Annotated in this window: 22 protein-coding genes; all 22 read left to right on the forward strand. The window is 41.4% G+C overall.

What is annotated here, in order from left to right; genetic code table 11:
• Positions 1 to 159: 159 nt before the first annotated feature.
• The 22 genes from atpG (at position 160) to ACTDJC_RS05955 (ending at position 22217) form a co-directional block, all read left to right on the forward strand.
• On the forward strand, positions 160 to 1017 hold the full coding sequence (atpG, locus tag ACTDJC_RS05850) for an ATP synthase F1 subunit gamma (RefSeq protein WP_098307134.1): 858 nt from the start codon (positions 160 to 162) through the stop codon (positions 1015 to 1017).
• A 110-nt stretch (positions 1018 to 1127) separates the two neighbouring features.
• Positions 1128 to 2522: a F0F1 ATP synthase subunit beta gene (gene atpD, locus ACTDJC_RS05855; RefSeq protein ID WP_440602846.1), complete on the forward strand. Its 1395-nt coding sequence runs from the start codon at positions 1128 to 1130 to the stop codon at positions 2520 to 2522.
• A gap of 20 nt (positions 2523 to 2542) precedes the next feature.
• Positions 2543 to 2944, forward strand: a complete 402-nt coding sequence (locus tag ACTDJC_RS05860; protein WP_098307138.1) for a F0F1 ATP synthase subunit epsilon — start codon at positions 2543 to 2545, stop codon at positions 2942 to 2944.
• Positions 2945 to 3187: 243 nt separating this feature from the next.
• Positions 3188 to 3556, forward strand: a complete 369-nt coding sequence (locus ACTDJC_RS05865; RefSeq protein WP_429707203.1) for an NADH-quinone oxidoreductase subunit A — start codon at positions 3188 to 3190, stop codon at positions 3554 to 3556.
• Positions 3547 to 4065, forward strand: coding sequence for an NADH-quinone oxidoreductase subunit NuoB (gene nuoB / locus ACTDJC_RS05870; protein WP_440602847.1), 519 nt, complete (start codon positions 3547 to 3549; stop codon positions 4063 to 4065). The genes ACTDJC_RS05865 and nuoB overlap by 10 nt, the downstream gene beginning before the upstream one ends.
• Positions 4062 to 5339 (forward strand): NADH-quinone oxidoreductase subunit C, encoded by a 1278-nt coding sequence (locus tag ACTDJC_RS05875; protein ID WP_440602848.1) that lies wholly within the window; start codon positions 4062 to 4064, stop codon positions 5337 to 5339. Before nuoB ends, ACTDJC_RS05875 begins: the two co-directional genes overlap by 4 nt.
• A gap of 5 nt (positions 5340 to 5344) precedes the next feature.
• Positions 5345 to 6445 carry an NADH-quinone oxidoreductase subunit NuoD gene (nuoD, locus tag ACTDJC_RS05880; protein WP_440602849.1) on the forward strand — a complete coding sequence of 367 codons (1101 nt, stop codon included), beginning with the start codon at positions 5345 to 5347 and terminating at the stop codon, positions 6443 to 6445.
• Positions 6445 to 7446: an NADH-quinone oxidoreductase subunit NuoH gene (nuoH, locus tag ACTDJC_RS05885; RefSeq protein WP_098307172.1), complete on the forward strand. Its 1002-nt coding sequence runs from the start codon at positions 6445 to 6447 to the stop codon at positions 7444 to 7446. The genes nuoD and nuoH overlap by 1 nt, the downstream gene beginning before the upstream one ends.
• A gap of 23 nt (positions 7447 to 7469) precedes the next feature.
• The gene (gene nuoI, locus ACTDJC_RS05890; RefSeq protein WP_098307150.1) at positions 7470 to 7889 is read left to right on the forward strand and encodes an NADH-quinone oxidoreductase subunit NuoI; all 420 of its coding nucleotides are present in this window, start codon (positions 7470 to 7472) and stop codon (positions 7887 to 7889) included.
• A complete protein-coding gene (locus ACTDJC_RS05895; protein ID WP_440602850.1) occupies positions 7886 to 8410 on the forward strand; it encodes an NADH-quinone oxidoreductase subunit J in 525 nt (174 codons plus the stop codon). The genes nuoI and ACTDJC_RS05895 overlap by 4 nt, the downstream gene beginning before the upstream one ends.
• The gene (gene nuoK, locus ACTDJC_RS05900; protein WP_440602851.1) at positions 8403 to 8717 is read left to right on the forward strand and encodes an NADH-quinone oxidoreductase subunit NuoK; all 315 of its coding nucleotides are present in this window, start codon (positions 8403 to 8405) and stop codon (positions 8715 to 8717) included. The genes ACTDJC_RS05895 and nuoK overlap by 8 nt, the downstream gene beginning before the upstream one ends.
• 29 nt (positions 8718 to 8746) lie before the next feature.
• Positions 8747 to 10612: an NADH-quinone oxidoreductase subunit L gene (gene nuoL / locus ACTDJC_RS05905; protein ID WP_440602852.1), complete on the forward strand. Its 1866-nt coding sequence runs from the start codon at positions 8747 to 8749 to the stop codon at positions 10610 to 10612.
• Positions 10609 to 12111, forward strand: coding sequence for an NADH-quinone oxidoreductase subunit M (locus ACTDJC_RS05910; protein ID WP_440602853.1), 1503 nt, complete (start codon positions 10609 to 10611; stop codon positions 12109 to 12111). Before nuoL ends, ACTDJC_RS05910 begins: the two co-directional genes overlap by 4 nt.
• Before the next feature lie 9 nt (positions 12112 to 12120).
• Positions 12121 to 13641 (forward strand): NADH-quinone oxidoreductase subunit NuoN, encoded by a 1521-nt coding sequence (nuoN, locus tag ACTDJC_RS05915; RefSeq protein ID WP_440603053.1) that lies wholly within the window; start codon positions 12121 to 12123, stop codon positions 13639 to 13641.
• A gap of 259 nt (positions 13642 to 13900) precedes the next feature.
• Positions 13901 to 14137 (forward strand): DUF1146 family protein, encoded by a 237-nt coding sequence (locus ACTDJC_RS05920; protein ID WP_098307162.1) that lies wholly within the window; start codon positions 13901 to 13903, stop codon positions 14135 to 14137.
• Between the two features lie 70 nt (positions 14138 to 14207).
• Complete coding sequence (locus ACTDJC_RS05925) at positions 14208 to 14906, forward strand: YwmB family TATA-box binding protein (protein ID WP_440603054.1); 699 nt, start codon at positions 14208 to 14210, stop codon at positions 14904 to 14906.
• Between the two features lie 34 nt (positions 14907 to 14940).
• Entirely contained in the window at positions 14941 to 16245 is a 1305-nt protein-coding gene (gene murA / locus ACTDJC_RS05930; protein ID WP_440602854.1) for a UDP-N-acetylglucosamine 1-carboxyvinyltransferase, read from the forward strand.
• Between the two features lie 210 nt (positions 16246 to 16455).
• Positions 16456 to 17478 (forward strand): stage II sporulation protein D, encoded by a 1023-nt coding sequence (spoIID, locus tag ACTDJC_RS05935; RefSeq protein ID WP_440602855.1) that lies wholly within the window; start codon positions 16456 to 16458, stop codon positions 17476 to 17478.
• A gap of 212 nt (positions 17479 to 17690) precedes the next feature.
• Complete coding sequence (locus ACTDJC_RS05940; protein WP_440602856.1) at positions 17691 to 19301, forward strand: long-chain fatty acid--CoA ligase; 1611 nt, start codon at positions 17691 to 17693, stop codon at positions 19299 to 19301.
• Positions 19302 to 19432: 131 nt separating this feature from the next.
• Positions 19433 to 20440 carry a LytTR family transcriptional regulator DNA-binding domain-containing protein gene (locus ACTDJC_RS05945; protein ID WP_429720501.1) on the forward strand — a complete coding sequence of 336 codons (1008 nt, stop codon included), beginning with the start codon at positions 19433 to 19435 and terminating at the stop codon, positions 20438 to 20440.
• A gap of 227 nt (positions 20441 to 20667) precedes the next feature.
• Positions 20668 to 21510 carry an ATP-binding cassette domain-containing protein gene (locus ACTDJC_RS05950; protein ID WP_440602857.1) on the forward strand — a complete coding sequence of 281 codons (843 nt, stop codon included), beginning with the start codon at positions 20668 to 20670 and terminating at the stop codon, positions 21508 to 21510.
• Positions 21510 to 22217: an ABC transporter permease gene (locus ACTDJC_RS05955; protein WP_440602858.1), complete on the forward strand. Its 708-nt coding sequence runs from the start codon at positions 21510 to 21512 to the stop codon at positions 22215 to 22217. Before ACTDJC_RS05950 ends, ACTDJC_RS05955 begins: the two co-directional genes overlap by 1 nt.
• The last annotated feature ends 129 nt before the right edge of the window (positions 22218 to 22346 follow it).

The following is a 22346-nucleotide window of genomic DNA, read 5'->3' on the forward strand; positions in this document are numbered from 1 at the left end:
ACATAGAGTGCTAACGGATATGTAGAGGAAAAGAGTAGGTGCACCTATTCTTTTCCTTCAATCATGAACAAGTATAACTTGTTAATTAGATTGGGAAGATGAACAAACGGAGAGTCTTTCTAATCATGCCAACTTCCGGAAAAAAGGTGGTGAAAACCTGTGGCATCTTTACGCGATATAAAAGCAAAAATTAACTCGACAAAGAAAACGAGTCAAATTACGAAAGCGATGGAGATGGTATCTGCATCAAAATTAAACCGTGCAGAGCAAAATGCTAAATCTTTCGTTCCGTATATGAATAAGATTCAAGAAGTAGTAGCGGATATAGCGCAAGGTAGCGGGGTAAATCACCCAATGCTAACAGCGCGTCCTGTGAAGCGAACAGGATATATTGTTATTACATCGGATCGCGGACTAGCAGGTGGATATAACAGTAACGTTTTACGTGCAGTAAGCAACGTAGTGAAAGAGCGTCACAACATGGATGCAAACCAGTACGCGATTATTGTACTAGGACGTCTAGGCCGTGATTATTTAAAACGTCGTGGTTTTAATATCATTGATGAAGTAATTGGATTATCTGATCAACCATCATTTGCTGATATTAAAGATATTGCTTCAAGAGCAATTTCTATGTTTACAGATGGTGCTTATGATGAATTGTATATTTATTACAATCATTATGTAAGTAAGATTTCACAAGAAGTAACGGAGAAGAAAATTTTACCGCTTACTGATGTGGCATCTGAAAAAGCAAAAACTTCATATGAGTTTGAACCGTCTGAAGAAGATATTTTAAAAGTATTATTGCCTCAATACGCAGAAAGCTTAGTGTACGGTGCATTGCTAGACGGTAAAGCAAGCGAGCACGCAGCGCGTATGACAGCAATGAAAAGTGCTACAGACAACGCAATGGAAGTTATCGATACACTTACACTTTCTTTCAACCGCGCTCGTCAAGCAGCGATTACGCAAGAAATTACGGAAATCGTCGGCGGTGCAGCAGCGTTAGAATAGGAATAAAAAGCGGAGCCGATAATCTCAAAGCGAAATGAAATATAAAAAAATTCAAAGCCGACTGTTCGTAGAAAAGCTGGCTAATTTAAAGAAAGCTAGGAGGGAACCCGATGAATAAAGGGCGCGTTACGCAAATCATGGGTCCGGTTGTAGACGTTAAGTTTGACGGCGGAAAGCTACCTGAAATCTACAATGCCCTTAAAATTAAACAAGATGCAATTAACTTAACTTTAGAAGTTGCGATTCATCTTGGTGATAATACAGTTCGTACAGTAGCAATGTCTTCTACAGACGGACTTGTTCGTGGCGTTGAAGTAGAAGATACTGGTAAAGCAATCTCAGTTCCAGTTGGTAATGCAACACTTGGCCGTGTATTTAACGTATTAGGTGATGCAATTGACTTAGGTGAAGCAGTAGCAGCGGATGTACGCCGTGATCCAATTCACCGTCAAGCACCTGCATTTGAAGAGTTATCTACAAAAGTAGAAATTCTTGAAACTGGTATTAAAGTAGTAGACTTATTAGCTCCTTATATTAAAGGTGGTAAAATCGGTCTATTCGGTGGTGCCGGTGTAGGTAAAACAGTATTAATCCAAGAATTAATTAACAACATCGCACAAGAGCATGGCGGTATCTCTGTATTCGCTGGTGTAGGTGAGCGTACTCGTGAAGGTAACGACTTATACCATGAAATGAGTGATTCTGGCGTAATCAAGAAAACAGCGATGGTATTCGGACAAATGAACGAGCCACCTGGAGCACGTCAACGTGTTGCATTAACAGGTTTAACAATGGCTGAACATTTCCGTGATGAGCAAGGACAAGACGTACTTCTGTTCATCGATAACATCTTCCGTTTCACGCAAGCTGGTTCTGAAGTATCTGCCCTTCTTGGTCGTATGCCATCTGCGGTAGGTTACCAACCAACACTTGCAACTGAAATGGGTCAATTACAAGAGCGTATTACATCAACAAATAAAGGGTCTATCACGTCTATCCAAGCGGTATATGTACCAGCCGATGACTACACTGACCCAGCACCAGCAACAACGTTCGCTCACTTAGATGCAACAACAAACTTAGAGCGTCGTTTAACACAAATGGGTATTTACCCAGCGGTAGACCCATTAGCGTCTACATCTCGTGCACTTTCTCCAGAAATCGTTGGAGAAGAGCATTATGCAGTTGCTCGTCAAATTCAGCAAACATTACAACGTTATAAAGAGCTTCAAGATATCATCGCTATCTTAGGTATGGACGAGTTATCTGAAGAAGATAAATTAGTTGTACATCGTGCTCGTCGCGTTCAGTTCTTCTTATCACAGAACTTCCACGTAGCAGAGCAATTTACAGGTCAAAAAGGATCTTATGTACCTGTAAAAGACACAGTTCGTGGATTCAAAGAAATTCTAGAAGGAAAACATGATGACCTTCCAGAGGACGCATTCCGTCTTGTTGGTGGTATTGAAGAAGTTGTTGAAAACGCGAAGAAAATGATGGCGTAAGGCCTTAGGAGGGACGAATTATGAAGACATTTCCAGTCAGTATTGTAACTCCTGATGGACCGGTTTACGAAAATGAAGTTGAAATGGTAAGCGTAAAAGCAGAGAGCGGGGAAATGGGGATCTTGCCAGGTCACATTCCAACTGTTGCACCACTTAAGGTTAGTGCAATTCGCTTGAAAAATGGTGGACATACAGATTACGTAGCAGTTAGCGGTGGCTTTATTGAAGTTCGCCCTGAGAAAGTAACAGTATTAGCACCATCTGCTGAAACAGCAAGTCATATCGACGTTCATCGTGCAAATGAAGCGAAGCGCCGCGCTGAGCAACGTCTGCAAGATAAACAAGCACATGTTGACTTCAAACGTGCAGAAATGGCACTACAACGTGCAGTGAACCGTTTGAACGTTTCAAATATGAAGTAATGAAAAAAGCCGTAAAGGGATGAACCTTTACGGCTTTTTTTATAGTTATCCCGCAGAAGTATGAATACCATGTGCTTTTAAGTTTTTGTTCCTTTTTCCCAATATATCGACATAGGAATTTAAAATTTGATATAATAACCATAATTGCATTATTTAGAAAAATTAAAAAATAATAAATGGTGCAAATCAATCATAACGTTTACTGAGTGCACTTGTATTTGTGAGGGGGGAGAGAGTTTCACAATGGAAAATGTATATGAAAATAGTTATATGATTGTCGTCATTTTTTTGCTATTAGGTATATTACTGCCGATTGTAGCACTCACATTGGGAAAGTTGCTGCGTCCACATAAACCGAGTACAGCGAAGAAAACAACATATGAAAGTGGAATTGAGCCGTTTCATGATGCAAACGTCCGCTTCCATGCCCGTTATTATATTTTTGCATTGCTTTTTGTCATTTTTGATGTAGAAACTGTATTTTTATATCCTTGGGCGGTAGCGTATGACAAGCTGGGTCTATTTGCATTAGTGGAGATGCTCATTTTTGTTATTATGTTACTCATTGGTCTTGCATATGCTTGGAAAAAGAAGGTGTTACAATGGCTATAAATTTTGGAGATATTCATCCGCAAGAACGCGCTGAATTAGAAAGAAATATATTTTTTACGACACTTGAGCAAGTAAAGGGCTGGGCTCGCAGTAATTCGCTATGGCCGATGACATTTGGACTGGCATGCTGTGCGATTGAGATGATGGGAGTCGGCTCTTCGCACTATGATTTAGATCGATTTGGCTCTTTCTTCCGTACATCACCCCGTCAATCAGATGTCATGATTGTATCTGGAACAGTAACGAAGAAAATGGCACCAATCGTTCGTCGTTTATATGATCAAATGCCAGAACCGAAGTGGGTCATTGCAATGGGATCTTGTGCAACGGCAGGAGGACCATATGTGAATTCGTATGCTGTTGTAAAAGGGGTGGATCAAATCGTACCAGTGGATGTATACATTCCTGGCTGTCCACCAAATCCAGCAGCTTTAATTTACGGTATTAATAAATTAAAAGAGAAAATTCGTTACGAAGCAAAGACAGGGAAGCAGGTGACGAATAAATGAGCGACCAAGATAAAAATATAGATGATGCGAAAAAAGAGGCGGCAAGACGTGCAAAGGAAGAAGCGCAGAAGCGACTGGCGGCACGTCAGGAAAATGAGATTCAACTTGTAGAAGAAAAAGAGAAAGCGCTATCAAATGAGAATGAAATAGATGTAGCAGAAGTAAAACGCCGGGCAGCAGAGGAAGCAAAAGCGAAGGCGGCAGCGCTAGCGGAGCAGAAGGAAAAGGAAGAAGGATCGCCGGAAGAGGATGAGAAGGCCAAAGCAATTGCGGAAGCGAAAGCAAAGGCAGCGGCAGCACTAGCGAAGCAAAAAGAAAAAGAAGAAGAATCGCCGGAAGAGGATGAGAAGGCCAATGCAATTGCGGAGGCGAAAGCAAAGGCAGCGGCAGCAGCAAAAGCGAAGGCGGCAGCACTAGCGAAGCAAAAAGAAAAAGGAGAAGAAGAATCGCCAGAGGGTGACGAGAAAGCGAAAGCAATTGCAGAAGCAAAAGCAAAAGCAGCAGCAGCGGCAAAAGCGAAGGCGGCAGCGCTAGCGAAGCAAAAAGAAAAGGAAGAAGAATCGTCAGAGGATAACGAGAAAGCGAAAGCAATTGCGGCAGCGAAGGCTAAAGCAGCGGCCGCGGCGAAAGCAAAGGCAGCAGCGCTAGCGAAGCAAATGGGAACAGAAGAAGCCCCGGAAGAGGATGAGAAGGCCAAAGCAATTGCGGCAGCGAAGGCCAAAGCAGCGGCCGCGGCAAAGGCTCGGGCGGCTGGAGAGAAGAAAGAGGAAGAAGAACAGAAAGTAGAAGAGCCGTCACGAAATCAGCCGTATTTAGATGCGTACGTTCAGACAGTTGCAGCAAAATTTGGTGAAGGTGTGTTAGAAGATTTCTATATTAATAGATTGTCCAAGGATGTGCCAACGCTTATTGTGAAGCCAAAGCATTACTATGAAGTGATGGAACTTTTAAAGGTGGATCCCGAATTTGCATTCGATTATATGTCAGAATTGCATGCGACAGATTTTGTAACGCATATGGAAGTTTACGTGCATTTATTTTCTTACGGCAAGAGGCAACCTGTAGCGGTAAAAGTAAAGCTTGACCGGGACGAGCCGAAAGTGTCTTCCATTGTACCGTTATGGAGCGGGGCAGATTGGCCGGAGCGCGAGGCGTATGATTTACTTGGCGTTGTGTTTGAAGGGCATCCAAATTTAAAGCGTATTTTGATGCCGGATGATTGGATTGGTTATCCGCTGCGAAAAGATTACGAGCCTTTTGATGTGGAGGTGTAGCAAATATGATTCGTACAGAAGAAATGCTTTTAAATGTAGGGCCGCAGCATCCGAGTACGCACGGTGTATTTCGGCTCGTTATTAAAATTGACGGAGAAATAATTAAAGAAGCTACGCCTGTCATTGGATATTTGCACCGCGGCACAGAGAAAATTGCGGAAAGCTTGCAGTATACGCAAATTATTCCGTACACGGACCGAATGGATTATTTATCAGCGATGACAAATAATTATGTCATTTGTCACGCGGTTGAGACGATGATGGGGCTGGAAATACCAGAGCGTGCTGAGTATTTGCGCGTACTTGCAATGGAACTTGGGCGCGTGGCGAGTCACCTCGTTTGGTGGGGGACAAATTTGCTTGATATCGGAGCGGTGAGTCCGTTCTTATATGCATTTCGTGAACGCGAGATGATTATTAACCTACTGAACGAATTATGCGGAGCACGTTTAACATTTAACTATATGCGTGTTGGCGGGGTGAAGTGGGATGCGCCGGACGACTGGATTGAAAAAGTGCGCGAGTTTGTTCCGTATATGAGGGAGCAGCTAAAGGGATATCACGACCTTGTGAGCGGCAATGAAATTTTCTTAAACCGTGTAAAGGGAGTCGGTGTTTATTCGGCAGAGGATGCGCTGCAATATTCATTAAGCGGAGCGAACTTGCGCTGCACAGGTGTGAAATGGGATCTTCGTAAAGACGAACCGTACTCGATTTATGACCGTTTTGACTTTGATGTTCCGGTCGGTAAAGTAGGCGACGCTTGGGACCGTTACGTTTGCAGGATGGAGGAAATTGAAGAGTCGCTGAAAATCATTGAGCAAGCGGTAGAGCAGTTTCCAAAAGAAGGAGCTATTTTAGCGAAGGTACCGAAGATTATTAAAGCACCAAAAGGTGAGGCGTTCGTTCGAATTGAATCACCGCGCGGAGAGATTGGCTGCTACATTGCGAGCGATGGAAAGAAAGAGCCGTACCGCTTAAAGTTCCGCCGTCCATCTTTTTATAATCTACAAATATTACCAAAGATTTTGAAAGGCGAGAATATCGCAAACTTAATTACAATCTTAGGCGGCGTTGATATTGTACTTGGGGAGGTTGATGGATGATGATACAAAACCTCTTAGAGTCACCCGCAAGCTGGACGAATTTTCTTATCTTTTTCGGATTAGCAACGTTGTTATTGTTTGTCGTTCTTGGTTTTGTTACATATGGGATTTTAGCAGAGCGAAAAGTAATGGGATTTATGCAAGGGCGCATAGGACCAAACCAAGTGGGAGGTCGTTTTGGACTCCTGCAAACAGTAGCGGACGTGTTAAAGCTTCTGTTAAAAGAAGATACGATTCCGAAAGCTGCTGATAAACCCCTCTTCATATTAGCACCTGTCATTGCGTTTGCGCCGGCATTTATGGTATTAGCAGTGATTCCATTTACAGATAAATTGCAGTTTGCTGATATTGGTGTTGGTTTACTGTATTACATTGCAATCTCTGGTATTACAACAATTGGCGTTGTAACTGGAGGCTGGGCGTCTAACAATAAATACTCCTTACTAGGAGGAATGCGCGCCGCAGCGCAAATGATTTCCTATGAAATTCCACTTGTTATGAGCGTAATTGGAATAATTCTTCTAACGGGCAGCTTGAATTTAAATGAAATTGTCGAGGCGCAAAAAGGGGTTTGGTTCATTTTCGTGCAGCCAGTTGGTTTTGTCGTATTCTTAATCGCAGCTGTTGCCGAATTGAACCGGACGCCGTTTGATTTACCAGAAGCTGAATCGGAGCTTGTTTCTGGATACCATACAGAATACTCGGGATTCCGCTGGGCGTTCTTCATGCTTTCTGAGTACGTGTATTTCTTTGGAATGGCATCGCTTATGACGGTACTATTTTTAGGGGGATGGCAGCCAATTCCGTTTCTATCGTTTATTCCAGGTGCCGTTTGGTTTGCGCTGAAATTTAGTGCTGTTGTGTTTCTATTAATTTGGTTCCGCGTTACGTTTCCGCGTATACGAGGCGATCAATTGATGGAGTTTGGCTGGAAAGTACTATTGCCAGTAGCGCTTGCGAATATTTTCTTAGCTGCACTCATAAAAGAATTGTTCTTCTAATCTAAAAAGGGGGTAGGAGTACAATGAAAGGATTATTTAAAGGTTTAAAGTATACACTTAGTAACTTAAGTAAGAAGAAAGTAACGTATGACTATCCAAATCAGCCGCTACCACTTCCAGATCGCTTTCGCGGTATTCAAAAGTTTTATCCAGAAAAATGTATTGTTTGCAATCAATGCGCAAATATTTGTCCGACAGACTGTATTCAACTAACAGGGAAAAAGCATCCGGATCCAGAGAAGAAAGGGAAGATCATTGATACGTATGATATTAACTTCGAAATTTGTATTCTTTGCGATCTTTGTACAGAAGTTTGCCCGACAGAAGCGATTGTGATGACAAATAACTTTGAGCTAGCGGAATATACACGTGATGATTTATTTAAAAATTTACAGTGGCTGGATGAAAATGATCAAAATGTGAGAAGGGAGAATAAAGCATGAATGGCGAGTTAGTAGCATTTTTAGCATTAGCCCTGCTTGCGATGATGGGCGGTGTACTTATGCTGAACTTAAAGAAAGTGATGCATATGATGCTCGCTCTAGTGTTTACGTTCCTTAGTATTGCTGGGCTTTATTTTATGTTATCAGCAGAGTTTGTCGGGGTTGTCCAAATTTTGATTTACTCCGGTGCGATTACGATTATTATGATTTTTGGCATTATGTTAACGAAGCATAATGATGAGGAAGAAACGCGTTTTGGTTGGCGGAAATTATTTGTCTTTCTTGCAGTTACAGCATTCGGTGCGGTGATGTATTTTGCGGTGAATAACGTAGGTTTTGAGAATCGAAGCGTTCAAGATGGGGTACTGCTTCATGAGCAAAATACACTTCAGATTGGAGAATTGTTGTATTCGAAATATATAATACCGTTTGAGTTAACATCTGTTTTGTTACTTGTTGCTCTTATTGGCGCAATTGTACTTGCGAAGAAGGATGAGAAAGAGGGGGATTCGCATGAATAGCATTCCAGCTTCTGCTTGCCTGACGCTTGCGATTATACTGTTTTGCATCGGTTTATTTGGAGCATTAACGAAGCGTAATACAGTAATTGTATTGGTTTGTATTGAACTGATGCTGAACGCGGCGAATTTAAATTTAGTTGCCTTTAGCAAATTAGGGATGTTTCCAAATTTAAAGGGACAAATTTTCGCACTGTTTACAATGTCCGTCGCTGCAGCAGAAGCTGCGGTTGGCTTGGCAATTTTAATCGCTTTATACAGAAACCGCGCAACGGTTAATACAGATGAAATGGATTCGTTAAAGCATTAATGTTGTGACCGAAAAGGGGGGAGAAACTAATGATGGACTATGCATGGCTAATACCGCTTTTCCCGCTTGTATCTTTCGTTGTACTCTTGATGTTTGGTAAGAAGCTGAAAGAAGGAAGTAGTTGGCTTGGCACCTTTCTCGCTTTTCTTTCATTTGCGGGTGCGGTACTTGTATTAATAGAACGGCTATCGGCAGAAACGGTAAAACAGCAATGGACATGGCTGCAAATCGGAGATGTGAATATTTCCTTCGGCTTTGAAGTAAATGCGTTAAACGCATTGATGCTCTTTATTGTCACACTTGTGAGCTTGCTCGTTCATATGTATTCGAAAGGGTATATGCACGGCGATGAAAGGTTCCATATTTTTTATGCATACTTAGGGCTATTTACGTTTGCGATGCTTGGGCTTGTGATTTCAACTAACTTATTGCAGCTTTATATATTCTGGGAGTTAGTCGGACTCGGTTCCTTCTTGCTAATTGGTTTCTATTTCTTTAAAGAAGAAGCAAAGGCAGCTGCAAAAAAGGCGTTTATTATGACGCGTATTGGAGATGTCGGCTTATTTATCGGGATGATTCTATTATTCTGGCAAGTTGGCAGCTTTGACTATGATGCAATCTTCCAGGCGGTACAAGCTGGAGAGATTTCAGGGACGATGATTACACTAACGGCGATTTTAATCTTTGTCGGCGCAATGGGGAAGTCCGGTCAGTTTCCGCTGCACACGTGGCTTCCGGATGCGATGGAGGGCCCGACGCCAGTATCAGCGCTTATCCACGCAGCGACAATGGTTGCAGCTGGGGTATATTTAGTTGCTACCATGTTCCCGCTTTTCTCAGCGAGCGAAGCGGCGATGCAAACTGTTGCCATCGTTGGCGGCGTTACGGCAATCTTTGCGGCATCCATTGGTTTAGTGCAAACAGACATTAAGCGTGTGTTAGCGTACTCCACAGTAAGTCAGCTTGGTTATATGATGCTTGCACTAGGTTCGGCAGGGTACGTGGCTGGTGTTTTTCATTTAACGACGCACGCGTTCTTTAAGGCATTGTTATTCTTAGCAGCCGGAAGCGTCATTCATGCCGTACATACGCAAAACATCGAAGAAATGGGCGGCTTGTTTAAGAAGATGAAAATAACCGGCTCGTTGTTTTTAATTGGTACGCTTGCAATTAGCGGTGTTCCGCTATTTTCCGGATTCTTTAGTAAGGATGAAATTTTGGCGGCGACGTGGGAGCGCGGCAATTACGGTTTATTCGTCCTTGCGGTGATTGCAGCTTTCTTCACGGCCTTCTATATGTTCCGCCTTTACTTCCTTGTCTTTACGGGAGAAGCGCGCGGGGAACAGAAGAATGTGCATGAATCTCCGGGCGTGATGACAGTACCAATGATGGTTCTTGGCATCTTGGCGGTTGTAGCAGGGTATGTGAATACGCCTTGGTTCGGAACATTTCTTGGCGATTGGCTTACAAAAGACGTAGCGTTTCAGGTGAAGCAAGTCCATGGCCCGGCCTGGATCATGATTGTGGCAACGCTCGTTTCATTAGCAGGGATTTTCTTAGCGTATTTGATATATGGAAAACGCACAATTTCCCGTGATTGGATTGGCGGCGAGAGGACCGCAATGTACAGCTTGCTGAAGGAGAAATATTATATTGATGAATTGTATAGCGTAACAGTGCTTCCGCTCGTGAAAGGAACTGCATATGTGTTGCACTTTTTTGAAACGTATGTTGTCGAAGGAATGGCGAAGCTAGTTGCTGGCATTGTAAGAGGTGTGAGCGCGGCCTTATCGAAATTGCAAAACGGGCAAGTACAAATGTACGGCACAGTTACAGCTATTTGTTTAGCTGCATTAGTAATGATTCTGCTATTGACAGGGGGGCATGGACAATGAGTTCCTTTCTATTATCTTTCTTCATTTTCTCCCCGCTGTTAGGTATCATACTGTTGGCATTTATACCGCGGAAAGAGGAGAGAGCGGCGCGGATTGTTGGTCTGCTTAGCACATTCCTTCCCCTCGGGTCCGCACTCTTTATTGCGATTACATATGCATCGGGAACAAGCTTAGCGATCTTTGCTGAGAAGGTAAAGTGGATTCAATTTGGCCGCTTTCCAGGTATGGAGAAAGAATTGTTTACGATTTATTATGAGCTTGGCATTGATGGTTTCTCGCTCGTTATGATGCTTCTGACAGCATTGTTAGCAACATTAGCAGCTATTACGGCGTTTTCCGTTACAAAGCATGTAAAAGGTTTCTATATGTTACTGCTTATGCTTGAAATCGGAATGCTTGGTGTCTTCGCTGCTGAAAACTTGCTGCTGTTCTTCGTTTTCTTTGAAATTACATTGCCAGCTATGTTTTTACTCGTTGGCAAATGGGGGAAATTTAGCAGTGAAAAAGCAGCATACAGCTATTTGATTTATAACGGCATTGGTTCTGCGATTTTACTTATTGCCTTTTCGATTTTATTTGCGAGAGCGGGTACAACGAATATAGCGGAGCTGCAAGCCGTTTTAGCAGGAAAAGAAATGACAACAGTCGGTGAATTGTCTGATTCGTTGCAGCTTGGTTTATTTTTAGCGATTATGGTTGCGTTTATGATTAAGCTTCCGGTCTTTCCGCTTCACCGCTGGATGGTAAACGTTCACGTGCAAGCGCACCCGGCAATTGTTATGCTGCACGCGGGTGTTCTCTTAAAGATTGGGGCGTACGGGATTGTCCGTTTTGGAATAGGGCTCTTCCCAGCGCAATTTGAAAAGTTTGCGTTTATCTTAGGGATTTTAGGGGTTATCAACTTACTGTACGGTGCATTGTTAGCGTTTGTTCAAACAGATTTTCGAAAAGTGCTCGCATATTCAAGTATTTCGCATATGGGAATTGTGCTAATCGGTTTAGCTGCGCTGAACGAGGCAGGGATGAAGGGCGCATTGTTCCAAGTTGTTTCCCACGGTTTAATCGCGGCGCTGTTATTTTTCCTTCTTGGCGTCATCGAGCAGCGCTTTGGCACTTCTGACATTACAAAGCTTGGCGGCTTAGCGAAGCAAGTACCAATCCTCAGTGGTTTCTTATTAGCTGGAAGCATGGCTTCGCTCGGTCTTCCTGGAATGTCTGGTTTTGTGAGTGAATTTCTAGCGTTTCTTGGCTTGTTTCAAGCGCACCCAATCTTAGCGGCGGTCGGAGCAATCGGTATTATTTTAACAGCGGTGTATGTACTCCGGGCAGTTATGCAAGTTACGTTTGGACAAAGGGAATGCGAAGCAAAAAGCGATATGCGCGGATTGGAATACATCCCCGTTGTGATTTTGCTGGCGTGTATTCTAATTATCGGTATCGTGCCAGATGTACTTGGTGAACCGCTTCGTGACACACTACAATCTTTAGGGGGGAGATAGAAGATGGATATGAAAACATTACTAGGCTTATCGTGGTATTTAATGACGCCGGAGTTCATCCTTATTGGCGGCGCTATTCTTCTATCTCTTCTTGATCTGTTCGCAAAACAAACGTTTCATCGCCGGAATTTAGCGTACGGGGCAATTGGAACGGTCATACTTGCACTTGTTGCGCTCGTTACATTGTACGGTGCACCGGCTGGAGAGATTTTAGATGGATCATTTATATTAGACGGATTTTCCAAAGCATTTAAAACGCTCTTATTGCTGGGCGGTATTCTTGTATTATTCATTGCGATGAGCGACGATGCCAAGCAGCCAATTGAAGATCGAGGAGAATATTATTACTTATTTTTAACGGCGCTTCTTGGTGCGATGGTTATGGCGTCTAGCAGTGATTTTATTACATTATTCATCGGTCTTGAATTATTATCATTGTCTTCGTACATTTTAGTCGGCATTCGTAAGAACAATAAAGCTTCGAATGAGGCGGCAATGAAGTACGTAATTAATGGCGGTATTTCTACAGCAATCACACTGTTTGGAATGAGTTATTTGTACGGACTGACGGGTACAACGAATATTTTGGATATGCAGGGCTTGTTTATACAAGGAGTGAGCGGTGATATAGAACTTTTATTGGCACTTGCGTTTATCCTGCTCTTTGTCGGTTTGTCTTTTAAAATTGCGACTGTCCCATTTCATATGTGGGCACCTGACGTATACGAAGGAGCAGCGACGCCTGTTACAGCATTGTTAGGAACAGTATCGAAAATTGCTGGATTTGTGATGATTATTCGTATTTTCTTAGTCATCTTCGCATTAGTTCCTGTTCAAAATGAAACAACATCACTATTAAGAAATATGAGCATCTATATTGCAGTTCTTGCTGGTGTAACAATGATTGTTGGAAATAGCGTTGCCTTAAAGCAGTACAATATAAAACGAATGCTTGCGTATTCAGGAGTGGCGCATGCTGGTTATTTACTTGTACCGCTCGTAGCGTTGTCACCATTTCTGATGGATAGTATGTGGTTTTACATGCTTGCTTACGTACTGATGAATATCGGAGCATTTGCGATTATCCACGGCATAATCTTACAAACGGGACAAGAAAATATATCTGCTTTTGCAGGTTTATATAAACGATCACCATTTGCAGCGGTCATGATGACAATTTTTATGTTGTCACTTGCTGGTATCCCGGGGACAGCAGGATTTATCGGAAAGATTAACATCTTTTTAGGAGCCTTTATCGTCCAGCCAGCTCATTACGTACTAGCATCAATCATGATGGGAACAACGGTCATTTCATTCGTCTATTATTTCCGCATTTTGCAGCAAATATTTTTCCGCCGTGCAGAAAGTGAAGAACGTATCGTTCTTCCGGTTAACTTGAAAATAGTTGTGAGCCTTTGCGCGATTGCAACAGTTGTGCTCGGTATATTACCGGCAATCGGTTACAATTTCTTTTATGATTATTTTCCGCTTATGAAGGATTTCTTCTTTGTCGGGAACGTGGTACAATAGTAAAAATTGAAAGTGTAGAGCATGTACTCTACACTTTTTATTTTGGTTATTTTTTGTTTACTACAAAAGTAGTAAATGGGTTGAACCAATCGGGCTCATGCGGGCAGTTGTCTATTAGAGTAAGATAAAGTGAAACTACGTTTTGGGAACGATTTTTTCGAAAAGGTTAGTTGAACTAATCGAGCTCATACGGGCAGTTGTGCACCAAGATATACGAAAGTTACTGCCTGTTAGAGCGGGATAAAGGGGTCGATTTTTTATGGCACAAATTTTAGGGCAACAAGCACTCATTGCGATTGTGTCGCATTTACTGTTTATTACCATTACGTGGTGGACGCTTCAGGGCCTTCATGTAGAACGCCTGATGAAACCAGGGAAAGTATTGCAAACGAGAGTGTTCATGATTCTTGTAACGATTGCCATCGGTGCATCGGTAAGTAACTTTTTCCTTGATTACTTAGGGTATTCAAAGAGCTTAACATACCTTGTAAAGTAAAAAAGTATAACGTATAGAACCATCCTTCTCAGTCAACAATGGGGACTAGGAGGGGATGAACGTGAAAAAGATGCAAGCCATGCTATTGATTGTTGTCAGTGCTGTTATATTTTTAGTCGGATATAGAGAAATGAAACCTGTGAGCGATCAGGAAAAAATGGAAAGTATGATTGCTGCTTTAGAGAAACATGGTGCAGATGTTCAGCATTGGTCTTGGTTAGCGCGGGAAACAAAGACAATTTCAAATATACATACGTTTGAAAAGTTACTTGGTCAAATTAAGCAACGTGCAAATGTAGAAAAATGGGAAATTGAGAAGTCTAGGGACGGTTATAAAGCAACAGCACAAAAAAGTTTTTCTTCTTATGAAGAAAGGCTAGTAGTTACATGGACAATGGAAAATACTAAAGAAAACACTTTCATTATATATGAAGTGAGCGGAGCAAAATGGGATTCTAAATATACGGATAAAATGAATAAAGTTTTTAGTACAAAACCAAAAATTTATACTTGTGTTCAAGGTACGCTCAGTGATAAGATTGAAGGTGTTTTGCAAGATAAAGCCAATGAAGTTTTGAAAGATCTTTCAGCAAAAGCGATTGAAAGAGTAGAAGAAAGAGCATTTGTGTCAGTCTCCGCATATAATAAAAAATGGAATGACGCTCTTTCAACAAATAAAGAGAAAATCAATGTGCAAATAGCAATACGTTCTACAAACAACAAGAATTCAATTGTGGTTGGCACACCGATCATAACTTCTGAGTATTGAATATATGTGAAAAAAGGACACGGAGGGGAATAACTTGGAAAAGATCATCGTCCGTGGCGGAAAGCGGTTGAACGGCACAGTGCGCGTAGAGGGCGCAAAAAACGCTGTATTACCTATAATCGCTGCAGCCCTATTAGCGAGTGATGGAAAGAATGTACTATCTGAAGTACCAGAACTATCAGATGTATACACAATTAATGAAGTATTACGTCATTTGAATGCAGAGGTTTCTTTTGCAAACAATGAGGTAACAATCGATGCATCAAAAGAACTAAAAATCGAGGCACCATTTGAATATGTACGTAAAATGCGCGCGTCCGTTCTTGTAATGGGACCGCTTTTAGCACGCAATGGTCGTGCACGCATTGCGCTTCCTGGTGGTTGTGCAATCGGTTCACGTCCAATTGACCAACATTTAAAAGGCTTTGAAGCAATGGGAGCAAAAGTAAAAGTTGGTAACGGATTTGTTGAAGCGTATGTAGACGGTAAACTAACAGGTGCAAAAATTTACTTAGATTTCCCGAGCGTAGGGGCAACAGAAAACATTATGTCTGCTGCTGTATTAGCAGAGGGGACAACAGTGCTTGAAAACGCAGCAAAAGAGCCAGAAATCGTAGACTTAGCGAACTTCTTAAACGCAATGGGCGCAAAAGTACGCGGTGCTGGAACTGGCACAATTCGTATTGAAGGTGTCGATAAATTATATGGTGCAAACCATTCAATTATTCCTGACCGTGTTGAAGCAGGGACATTTATGGTTGCAGCAGCAATTACAGGCGGAAACGTGTTAATTGAAAATGCTGTACCAGAACACTTGCGTTCTATTACAGCGAAGATGGAAGAAATGGGCGTTACAATTATTGAGGAAAACGAAGGTGTACGCGTTATTGGCCCAGAGGAGTTAAAAGCGGCTGATATTAAAACGATGCCACACCCAGGATTCCCGACAGATATGCAGTCACAAATGATGGCATTATTATTAAAAGCAAACGGCACAAGCATGATTACAGAAACAGTATTCGAGAACCGTTTCATGCATGTGGAAGAATTCCGCCGTATGAATGCAGATATTAAAATCGAAGGCCGTTCTGTAATTATGAACGGACCAGGTAACCTGCAAGGTGCTGAAGTAGCGGCAACAGATTTACGTGCTGCAGCGGCATTAATCTTAGCTGGTTTAGTATCTGAAGGTCATACGCGCGTAACAGAATTAAAACATCTTGACCGCGGATATGTAAACTTCCACGGCAAGTTAGCTGCATTAGGTGCAGATATTGAACGTGTAACTGAAAGAGTGGAAGAAGTAGCAGAACAACAAGTATCTGATCTTCACGCTTAATAGAGATAGCTTCTATGCTTTGGCATGGAAGCTATTTTTTTATGTACTATTATTGTTATAGTCAGGAAACATAATCTTTATGCCTGTTTCATTAAAAATATTCTAAAAATTTAATTTTGTGTCCTGTTAGAAAGAAGAAAAGAACTTGTTCTAAATGCTTGTCTTACTCCATAAGAATGAAATGAGTCTAATTTCATATGGAGGAAAGCAATGAAAACTACGAAGCCAATTATGGTCATCGTAACGCTATTAGTAGCGTTAGTGATTATCGTACCAAGCATGCTTGTTTTTCCGTTTACAAAAGCGAAAGAGGAAAAGCATCATACGCCTTCTGCTCCTCCAGCAGCGCAAAATGCGCCAGCTCCTTCTCCTACGAAAACCAATGTGCAAGTATCTGTGTATCGCAGCGAACAAAAGAAGATCGAAACTGTTTCAATTGAAGATTATGTTGCTGGGGTTGTCGCTGCAGAGATGCCAGCAAATTTTGAAATGGAAGCATTAAAAGCACAGGCATTAACAGCGCGTACATTCGTTGTGAAGCGCATGTTAAGCGGGCAAAAGCTTCAGAATAAAGCAGACGTAACAGATACAGTGGAAAATCAAGTGTACAAAAGTAAAGAAGAGCTAAAAAGACAGTGGGGAAAAGAGTATGAAGGCAGAATGAATCGTATTGAAGAAGCTGTATCGAAAACAGCCGGGCAAGTTTTAACGTACGAGGGAAGTCCAATTACAGCATCGTTTTTCTCGACAAGTAATGGCTATACAGAAAATGCCGCAGATTATTGGGGCAGCGACTATCCGTACTTAAAAAGTGTAAATAGTCCGTGGGATCAGCAGTCACCAAAATTTACGAGCGAACAAACCTTTACTGTTGCTGATTTTCAAAAGCGTCTTGGCGTGAAAGTGTTAGCAAACGGTAATGTTGGCAACATTAAAGAACGAACAGAAGGAAAGCGCGTGAAGGAAGTTGAATTTCAAGGGAAAAAATTAACGGGAAAAGACGTACGGGACAAGTTAGGTTTACGCTCGTCTGATTTTACGTGGAAGCAGCAAGGCGATCAAATTGTTGTGACAACGAAAGGTTTTGGTCACGGCGTTGGGATGAGCCAATACGGCGCTAATGGAATGGCGAGGGAAGGTAAGGCGTATACAGATATTGTCGCACATTATTATAAAGGCGTGGCAATTTCAGCACTGAATCAGTATGAGGGAAAATTGACGGCGGAGAAGTGAAAGCATAGCGCATTGGCGCTATGCTTTTTTATATGGGTGAGTCGAGGGTGTCTGATTGTGTCGAAGCGCCGATAAACAGCGGCCCCTGATGTATAAGTTCTGTGTCAGCTTTTGTAGAAAAGGAAAGAAATGTTGCTAGTTTTTGCCAGGTGATGTCATGTTATAATACAGTTGTACCTTTAGATATACAATGATAACAGGGGGAATGTAAGATGATGATGGATGTACCACTTCTCATTCCATCAATGCTGGAACGGGCAGAGAAGTACTTTTCAAAAAAGGAAGTTGTTTCGCGTACTGCATCACGTATTCAAACATTAACATACGGAGAGATTGCGAAGCGGACAAGACGACTTGCGAGTGTATTAAGTAAAATGGGGGTTGAGACGGGAGATAAAGTGGGAACAATCGCTTGGAATCATCACCGTCATTTAGAAGCATACTTTGCGATTCCAGGAATCGGAGCTGTATTACATACGATTAACTTACGACTTTCAGAAGACCATATTTCCTACATTATTAACCATGCCGAAGACAAAATCATTCTTGTGGATGAAGATATGGTTCCGGTATTAGAAAGCATTCAACACGAAATTCCTCATGTAAAAGCATTTATCATTATGACAGATGACAACACACTACCTCATACAACACTATCACCAGCATATCACTATGATAAACTACTCGAAGAAGGCGATGAAACATTTCCATTTGTAACAGATCTAGATGAGAAAGCACCTGCGGGCATGTGCTATACTTCCGCAACGACAGGAAAACCAAAAGGTGTCGTGTATACGCATCGTAGTATTGCACTTCACAGTTACACGCTTGGACTTGTGGACGGCGGTAGTATATCAGAAGGAGATACATGTATGCCGGTCGTTCCAATGTTTCATGTGAATGCGTGGGGACTTCCGTTTGCAGGTACATGGTTCGGTACAAAGCTTGTCTTACCAGGCCCGCACTTTACTCCGAAAATTTTAGCGCAGTTAATTGAACGGGAGAAAGTAACGATTACTGCTGGCGTGCCGACAATTTGGATTGGTTTATTACAAGAGATTGAAAAATATCCATATGATATTAGTAGTGTTCGCAGCATATGGTCAGGCGGATCGGCAGCGCCAAAAGGTATGATTCGCACATATGAAGAAAAATATAATATTTCTTTCAGACAAATCTACGGAATGACAGAAACGAGTCCAGCAGTTTTGATAAACCGTCCGAAGTCGTATCAACACGATTTACCGAAAGAAGAGTATTATGAGTTACGCTCCCGCCAAGGTTGTTTACTCCCAGGTCTTGAAATGAAAGTCATCGGTCAAGATGGTGAAGTAAAATGGGACGGTGAAAAAATGGGAGAACTTTGCCTCCGCGGACCATGGATTGCCGGCAGTTATTATAATGATGAACGCACTGAAGAATCGATGAAAGATGGCTGGTTGCACACAGGCGATATCGTAACAGTAGACCCAGAAGGTTTTGTTAAAATTGCCGATCGCACAAAAGATTTAATTAAAAGCGGCGGGGAATGGATTTCTTCTGTTGATTTAGAAAACGCTTTAATGACACATGAAAAAGTATTAGAGGCATCTGTCGTTGCTGTTCCGCATGAAAAATGGCAAGAGCGTCCGGTTGCCTGTGTCGTTTTAAAAGAAGGAGAAGTGGTCAGCCAAGAAGAGCTATACGAGCTATTAGAAAATCAATTTCCAAAATGGTGGATGCCAGATGATATTTTATTTGTGGAGGAAATTCCAAAAACATCCGTCGGGAAGTTTTTGAAGCGAGCACTTCGTGATCAGTTGAAGAGTTATATGGTGAAGTAGAAATAATAGAGAGGGCTATCCCTATAGGGGATAGCCTATTTTTATCGTAGGAATAGATTGTATAATTATGAAATAAATTCCTATATAACATTTGATATAATGGAATAAAAAACCAACATAGGGGTGAGAGGATGGCGTTATTAGAGCTAAACCAATTAGCAAAGACAAATGTGTTGCCATCTATTCAGTTAGAAATTGAAAAAGGGCAGTGTGTTGTATTGCAATGCAATAATCATATCGGCAAAACATTGCACCGGATTATCATGGGAGTGGAAGAGGCATCGACTGGGACTGTGTTATTTGATGGGCAGCCGCTTGGGAAACATTCTTTTTCGCGGATTGGTTTTTGTTTTTTAGCAGATGAAGCATACGAACGATTAACGGTAAAAGATTACTTTATTTTCTTGCGAGGGTTATATGGTAATGGATTATCAGTAGATGAAGTCGTTCAGCTTATTGGCCTTTTGGATAAGAAAGAAGTAAAGATAAGGGAGTTAACCTTTTCTGAAAAACGTCGTCTTCATATTGGCAGGAGTATTCTGCATAATCCGGAGCTTGTTATTTTGGAAGAGCCGGAACAAAACGTAGATATTGAAAGTACAATTATTATTCGGAATGTTATTACAAAGGTAAGAGAGCAAGGGAAAGCCATTTTTATAACTTCTGCATTTCTTTCAGATGCCTTATCTTTAACGGAAGATGTGTACGTGCTGCACCAAGATGGTGTGAAAAAAGTTGAAATTGAGCAAGAAGGAAGGATAGAAGCAGAAGAGGAAAAGGTTATCGAAATGATTCCGCAAATGAAACTAGAGCGCATCCCCGCTAAGGTAAACGATAAAATCATTTTACTGGACCCGATGGAAATTCAATTTATTGAAACGCAAAATGGCACAACGCATATTCATGTGCGTGATGGTGATTTTATTTGCGTGCTTACATTAAGTGAATTAGAAGAACGCCTAAAAGGATTCGGATTCTTCCGTTGTCACCGCTCTTACCTCGTAAACTTACAACGTGTACGCGAAGTTATTACGTGGACACGAAACAGTTACAGTTTAATCCTTGATGATGAACGAAAAACCTCTATTCCGCTTTCAAAAGGAAGAATGGATGAATTGAAGGGTGTAATCGGATTGTAAATGTTATGTGTCGTTCAACCCTATATTTGCTCCAATCATCCGTATGCTGTTTCGGCGGACTGAAACTATGCTCCATTCACCGGTAAAAATACTCCTTTTACCGGTATTTTACTGCGCATTCCTTTTATTTTTCATATGATGAAGTCAATAAGAAAACGAAAAGCGGAAGCAGCTCGCTTAGAATGGAGGACATAGGGCTCCTGACGCAGAGCAAAGGGGATGACGAAATGACGTTGGCAATTGAAATGAAAGATGTAATGAAAACCTTCGATAGTAAAACAGCGCTTCGCAATGTAAATATTGAAGTGAAGGAAGGAGAAATCTTCGGGTTTCTCGGACCGAGCGGGTCGGGGAAAACAACAACTGTAAAAATTTTAACTGCGCAGTTGCTTCATAGTGTAGGAAAGGTGAGAGTACTAAGTCAAGATATTACAGGACCAGGCAGCATTGATTATAAACGAATTGGTATTTTAACAGATAATAGCGGTTTATATGAAAGACTTAGTATTTATGATAATTTGCTATTATTTTGCGACTTATACGATTGTAAAAAAGAACGAATTGATGAAGTGTTAGCACAAGTGAACTTATTAGACGATAAAACAACACAGGTGAAAAAGCTCTCAAAAGGAATGAAGCAGCGTGTGACGTTAGCGAGAGCCATTCTGCATAAACCGGACATTCTGTTCTTAGATGAACCAACATCAGCGCTTGATCCAGCCAATGTACAAAATATTCATAATATCTTAAGGGATTTAAATAAAGAAGGAACGACAATCTTCTTAACGACTCACAATATGGATGAAGCAGAAACACTTTGCGACCGCATCGCGTTCTTATGCGGCGGAGAAATTGTGGCGCTGGACACACCGGGAAATTTAAGGCTTCGATATGCAAAAGATAAAATTGAAGTTGTGCTAAAAGACAGACGGAAAGAAACGGTACAAAAAGATGAACTCGGGGCGAAACAAATTTCGGAGTGGATGAAAAATGGTGAACTCCTATCGATTCATTCTTATGAGCCAACGTTAGGTGATATTTTCATTGAGGTAACTGGGAGGGGATTATAATGACGTTTTCAATGAAGAGATTTTCGGCAATTGTTCGGAAGGAAATGTATGATGCAGGGAAAAATTCACAAATTTTAATTATGGCTTTGTTGCCAGTTCTACTCGCTTTCTTTTATAGCAATATTGATTCACAGAAAGAATTTTTTGCTGGCTTTACGGTTGCGATGACGCTCACAATGGTAGGAAGTTTCGTGCAAGCGATTATGATTGCTGAAGAAAAAGAAAAACATACATTACGTGTCTTAATGTTATCTCCGGCAAATCCGATAGAAGTTATTTTAGGAAAAAGTGTGCTAACGATCTTCTTTGTCATTGCAGCAAGTTTTGCTAGCTTAGTGATTTTAGGAACTTTAAAAGGGAACATCGGAATGCTAATTGTCATTCTCCTTGTGGGCACATTACTTTGTATTATATTAGGTACAATTGTTGGGCTATTGTCACAAAACATGGCACAGACATCTATTGTAGGGATGCCAATTTTCTTATTGTTTACATTGGGACCAATGCTGCAAGAGTTTGTGAAAAATGAAGTTGTAAAAAAAGCAGTAGGTTTTCTTCCAACAACCCATATTATAGAAGGTATGGGAAAAGTAATGCAGGGAAAAGGTTTCTCTGCCATTCAAGAGCATATTTTCAATAATGCAATTTGGGCTGCATTTCTGATTGTGATTTGTTTCTTTGTCTATAAAAAGAAACAATTAGACTAAAAAACTGAGCCATAACGCTCAGTTTTTTTCTTTTTTTATCATTTCCTCGGAAATCTTGTAATTCCTATGCATATTTTTACAAATTTTGTCGAAAAGTAATTAGTTGTTGATTGTATAGGATGAATGAAT

It is taken from the genome of Bacillus sp. GB_SG_008, from assembly GCF_052038115.1.
Taxonomy (GTDB): domain Bacteria; phylum Bacillota; class Bacilli; order Bacillales; family Bacillaceae_G; genus Bacillus_A; species Bacillus_A rhizoplanae.

What these genes read in the sequence shown, in the direction of transcription:
- ACTDJC_RS05860 (WP_098307138.1), top strand. Translation starts at nt 2,543, where the DNA reads ATGAAGACATTTCCAGTCAGTATTGTAACTCCTGATGGACCGGTTTAC.
- ACTDJC_RS05955 (WP_440602858.1), top strand. Translation starts at nt 21,510, where the DNA reads ATGACGTTTTCAATGAAGAGATTTTCGGCAATTGTTCGGAAGGAAATG.
- nuoH (WP_098307172.1), top strand. Translation starts at nt 6,445, where the DNA reads ATGATACAAAACCTCTTAGAGTCACCCGCAAGCTGGACGAATTTTCTT.
- ACTDJC_RS05875 (WP_440602848.1), top strand. Translation starts at nt 4,062, where the DNA reads ATGAGCGACCAAGATAAAAATATAGATGATGCGAAAAAAGAGGCGGCA.
- ACTDJC_RS05950 (WP_440602857.1), top strand. Translation starts at nt 20,668, where the DNA reads ATGACGTTGGCAATTGAAATGAAAGATGTAATGAAAACCTTCGATAGT.
- ACTDJC_RS05895 (WP_440602850.1), top strand. Translation starts at nt 7,886, where the DNA reads ATGAATGGCGAGTTAGTAGCATTTTTAGCATTAGCCCTGCTTGCGATG.
- ACTDJC_RS05945 (WP_429720501.1), top strand. Translation starts at nt 19,433, where the DNA reads ATGGCGTTATTAGAGCTAAACCAATTAGCAAAGACAAATGTGTTGCCA.
- nuoI (WP_098307150.1), top strand. Translation starts at nt 7,470, where the DNA reads ATGAAAGGATTATTTAAAGGTTTAAAGTATACACTTAGTAACTTAAGT.
- ACTDJC_RS05910 (WP_440602853.1), top strand. Translation starts at nt 10,609, where the DNA reads ATGAGTTCCTTTCTATTATCTTTCTTCATTTTCTCCCCGCTGTTAGGT.
- spoIID (WP_440602855.1), top strand. Translation starts at nt 16,456, where the DNA reads ATGAAAACTACGAAGCCAATTATGGTCATCGTAACGCTATTAGTAGCG.
- nuoL (WP_440602852.1), top strand. Translation starts at nt 8,747, where the DNA reads ATGATGGACTATGCATGGCTAATACCGCTTTTCCCGCTTGTATCTTTC.
- ACTDJC_RS05920 (WP_098307162.1), top strand. Translation starts at nt 13,901, where the DNA reads ATGGCACAAATTTTAGGGCAACAAGCACTCATTGCGATTGTGTCGCAT.
- ACTDJC_RS05865 (WP_429707203.1), top strand. Translation starts at nt 3,188, where the DNA reads ATGGAAAATGTATATGAAAATAGTTATATGATTGTCGTCATTTTTTTG.
- ACTDJC_RS05925 (WP_440603054.1), top strand. Translation starts at nt 14,208, where the DNA reads ATGCAAGCCATGCTATTGATTGTTGTCAGTGCTGTTATATTTTTAGTC.
- nuoK (WP_440602851.1), top strand. Translation starts at nt 8,403, where the DNA reads ATGAATAGCATTCCAGCTTCTGCTTGCCTGACGCTTGCGATTATACTG.
- nuoD (WP_440602849.1), top strand. Translation starts at nt 5,345, where the DNA reads ATGATTCGTACAGAAGAAATGCTTTTAAATGTAGGGCCGCAGCATCCG.
- nuoB (WP_440602847.1), top strand. Translation starts at nt 3,547, where the DNA reads ATGGCTATAAATTTTGGAGATATTCATCCGCAAGAACGCGCTGAATTA.
- ACTDJC_RS05940 (WP_440602856.1), top strand. Translation starts at nt 17,691, where the DNA reads ATGATGATGGATGTACCACTTCTCATTCCATCAATGCTGGAACGGGCA.
- atpD (WP_440602846.1), top strand. Translation starts at nt 1,128, where the DNA reads ATGAATAAAGGGCGCGTTACGCAAATCATGGGTCCGGTTGTAGACGTT.
- nuoN (WP_440603053.1), top strand. Translation starts at nt 12,121, where the DNA reads ATGAAAACATTACTAGGCTTATCGTGGTATTTAATGACGCCGGAGTTC.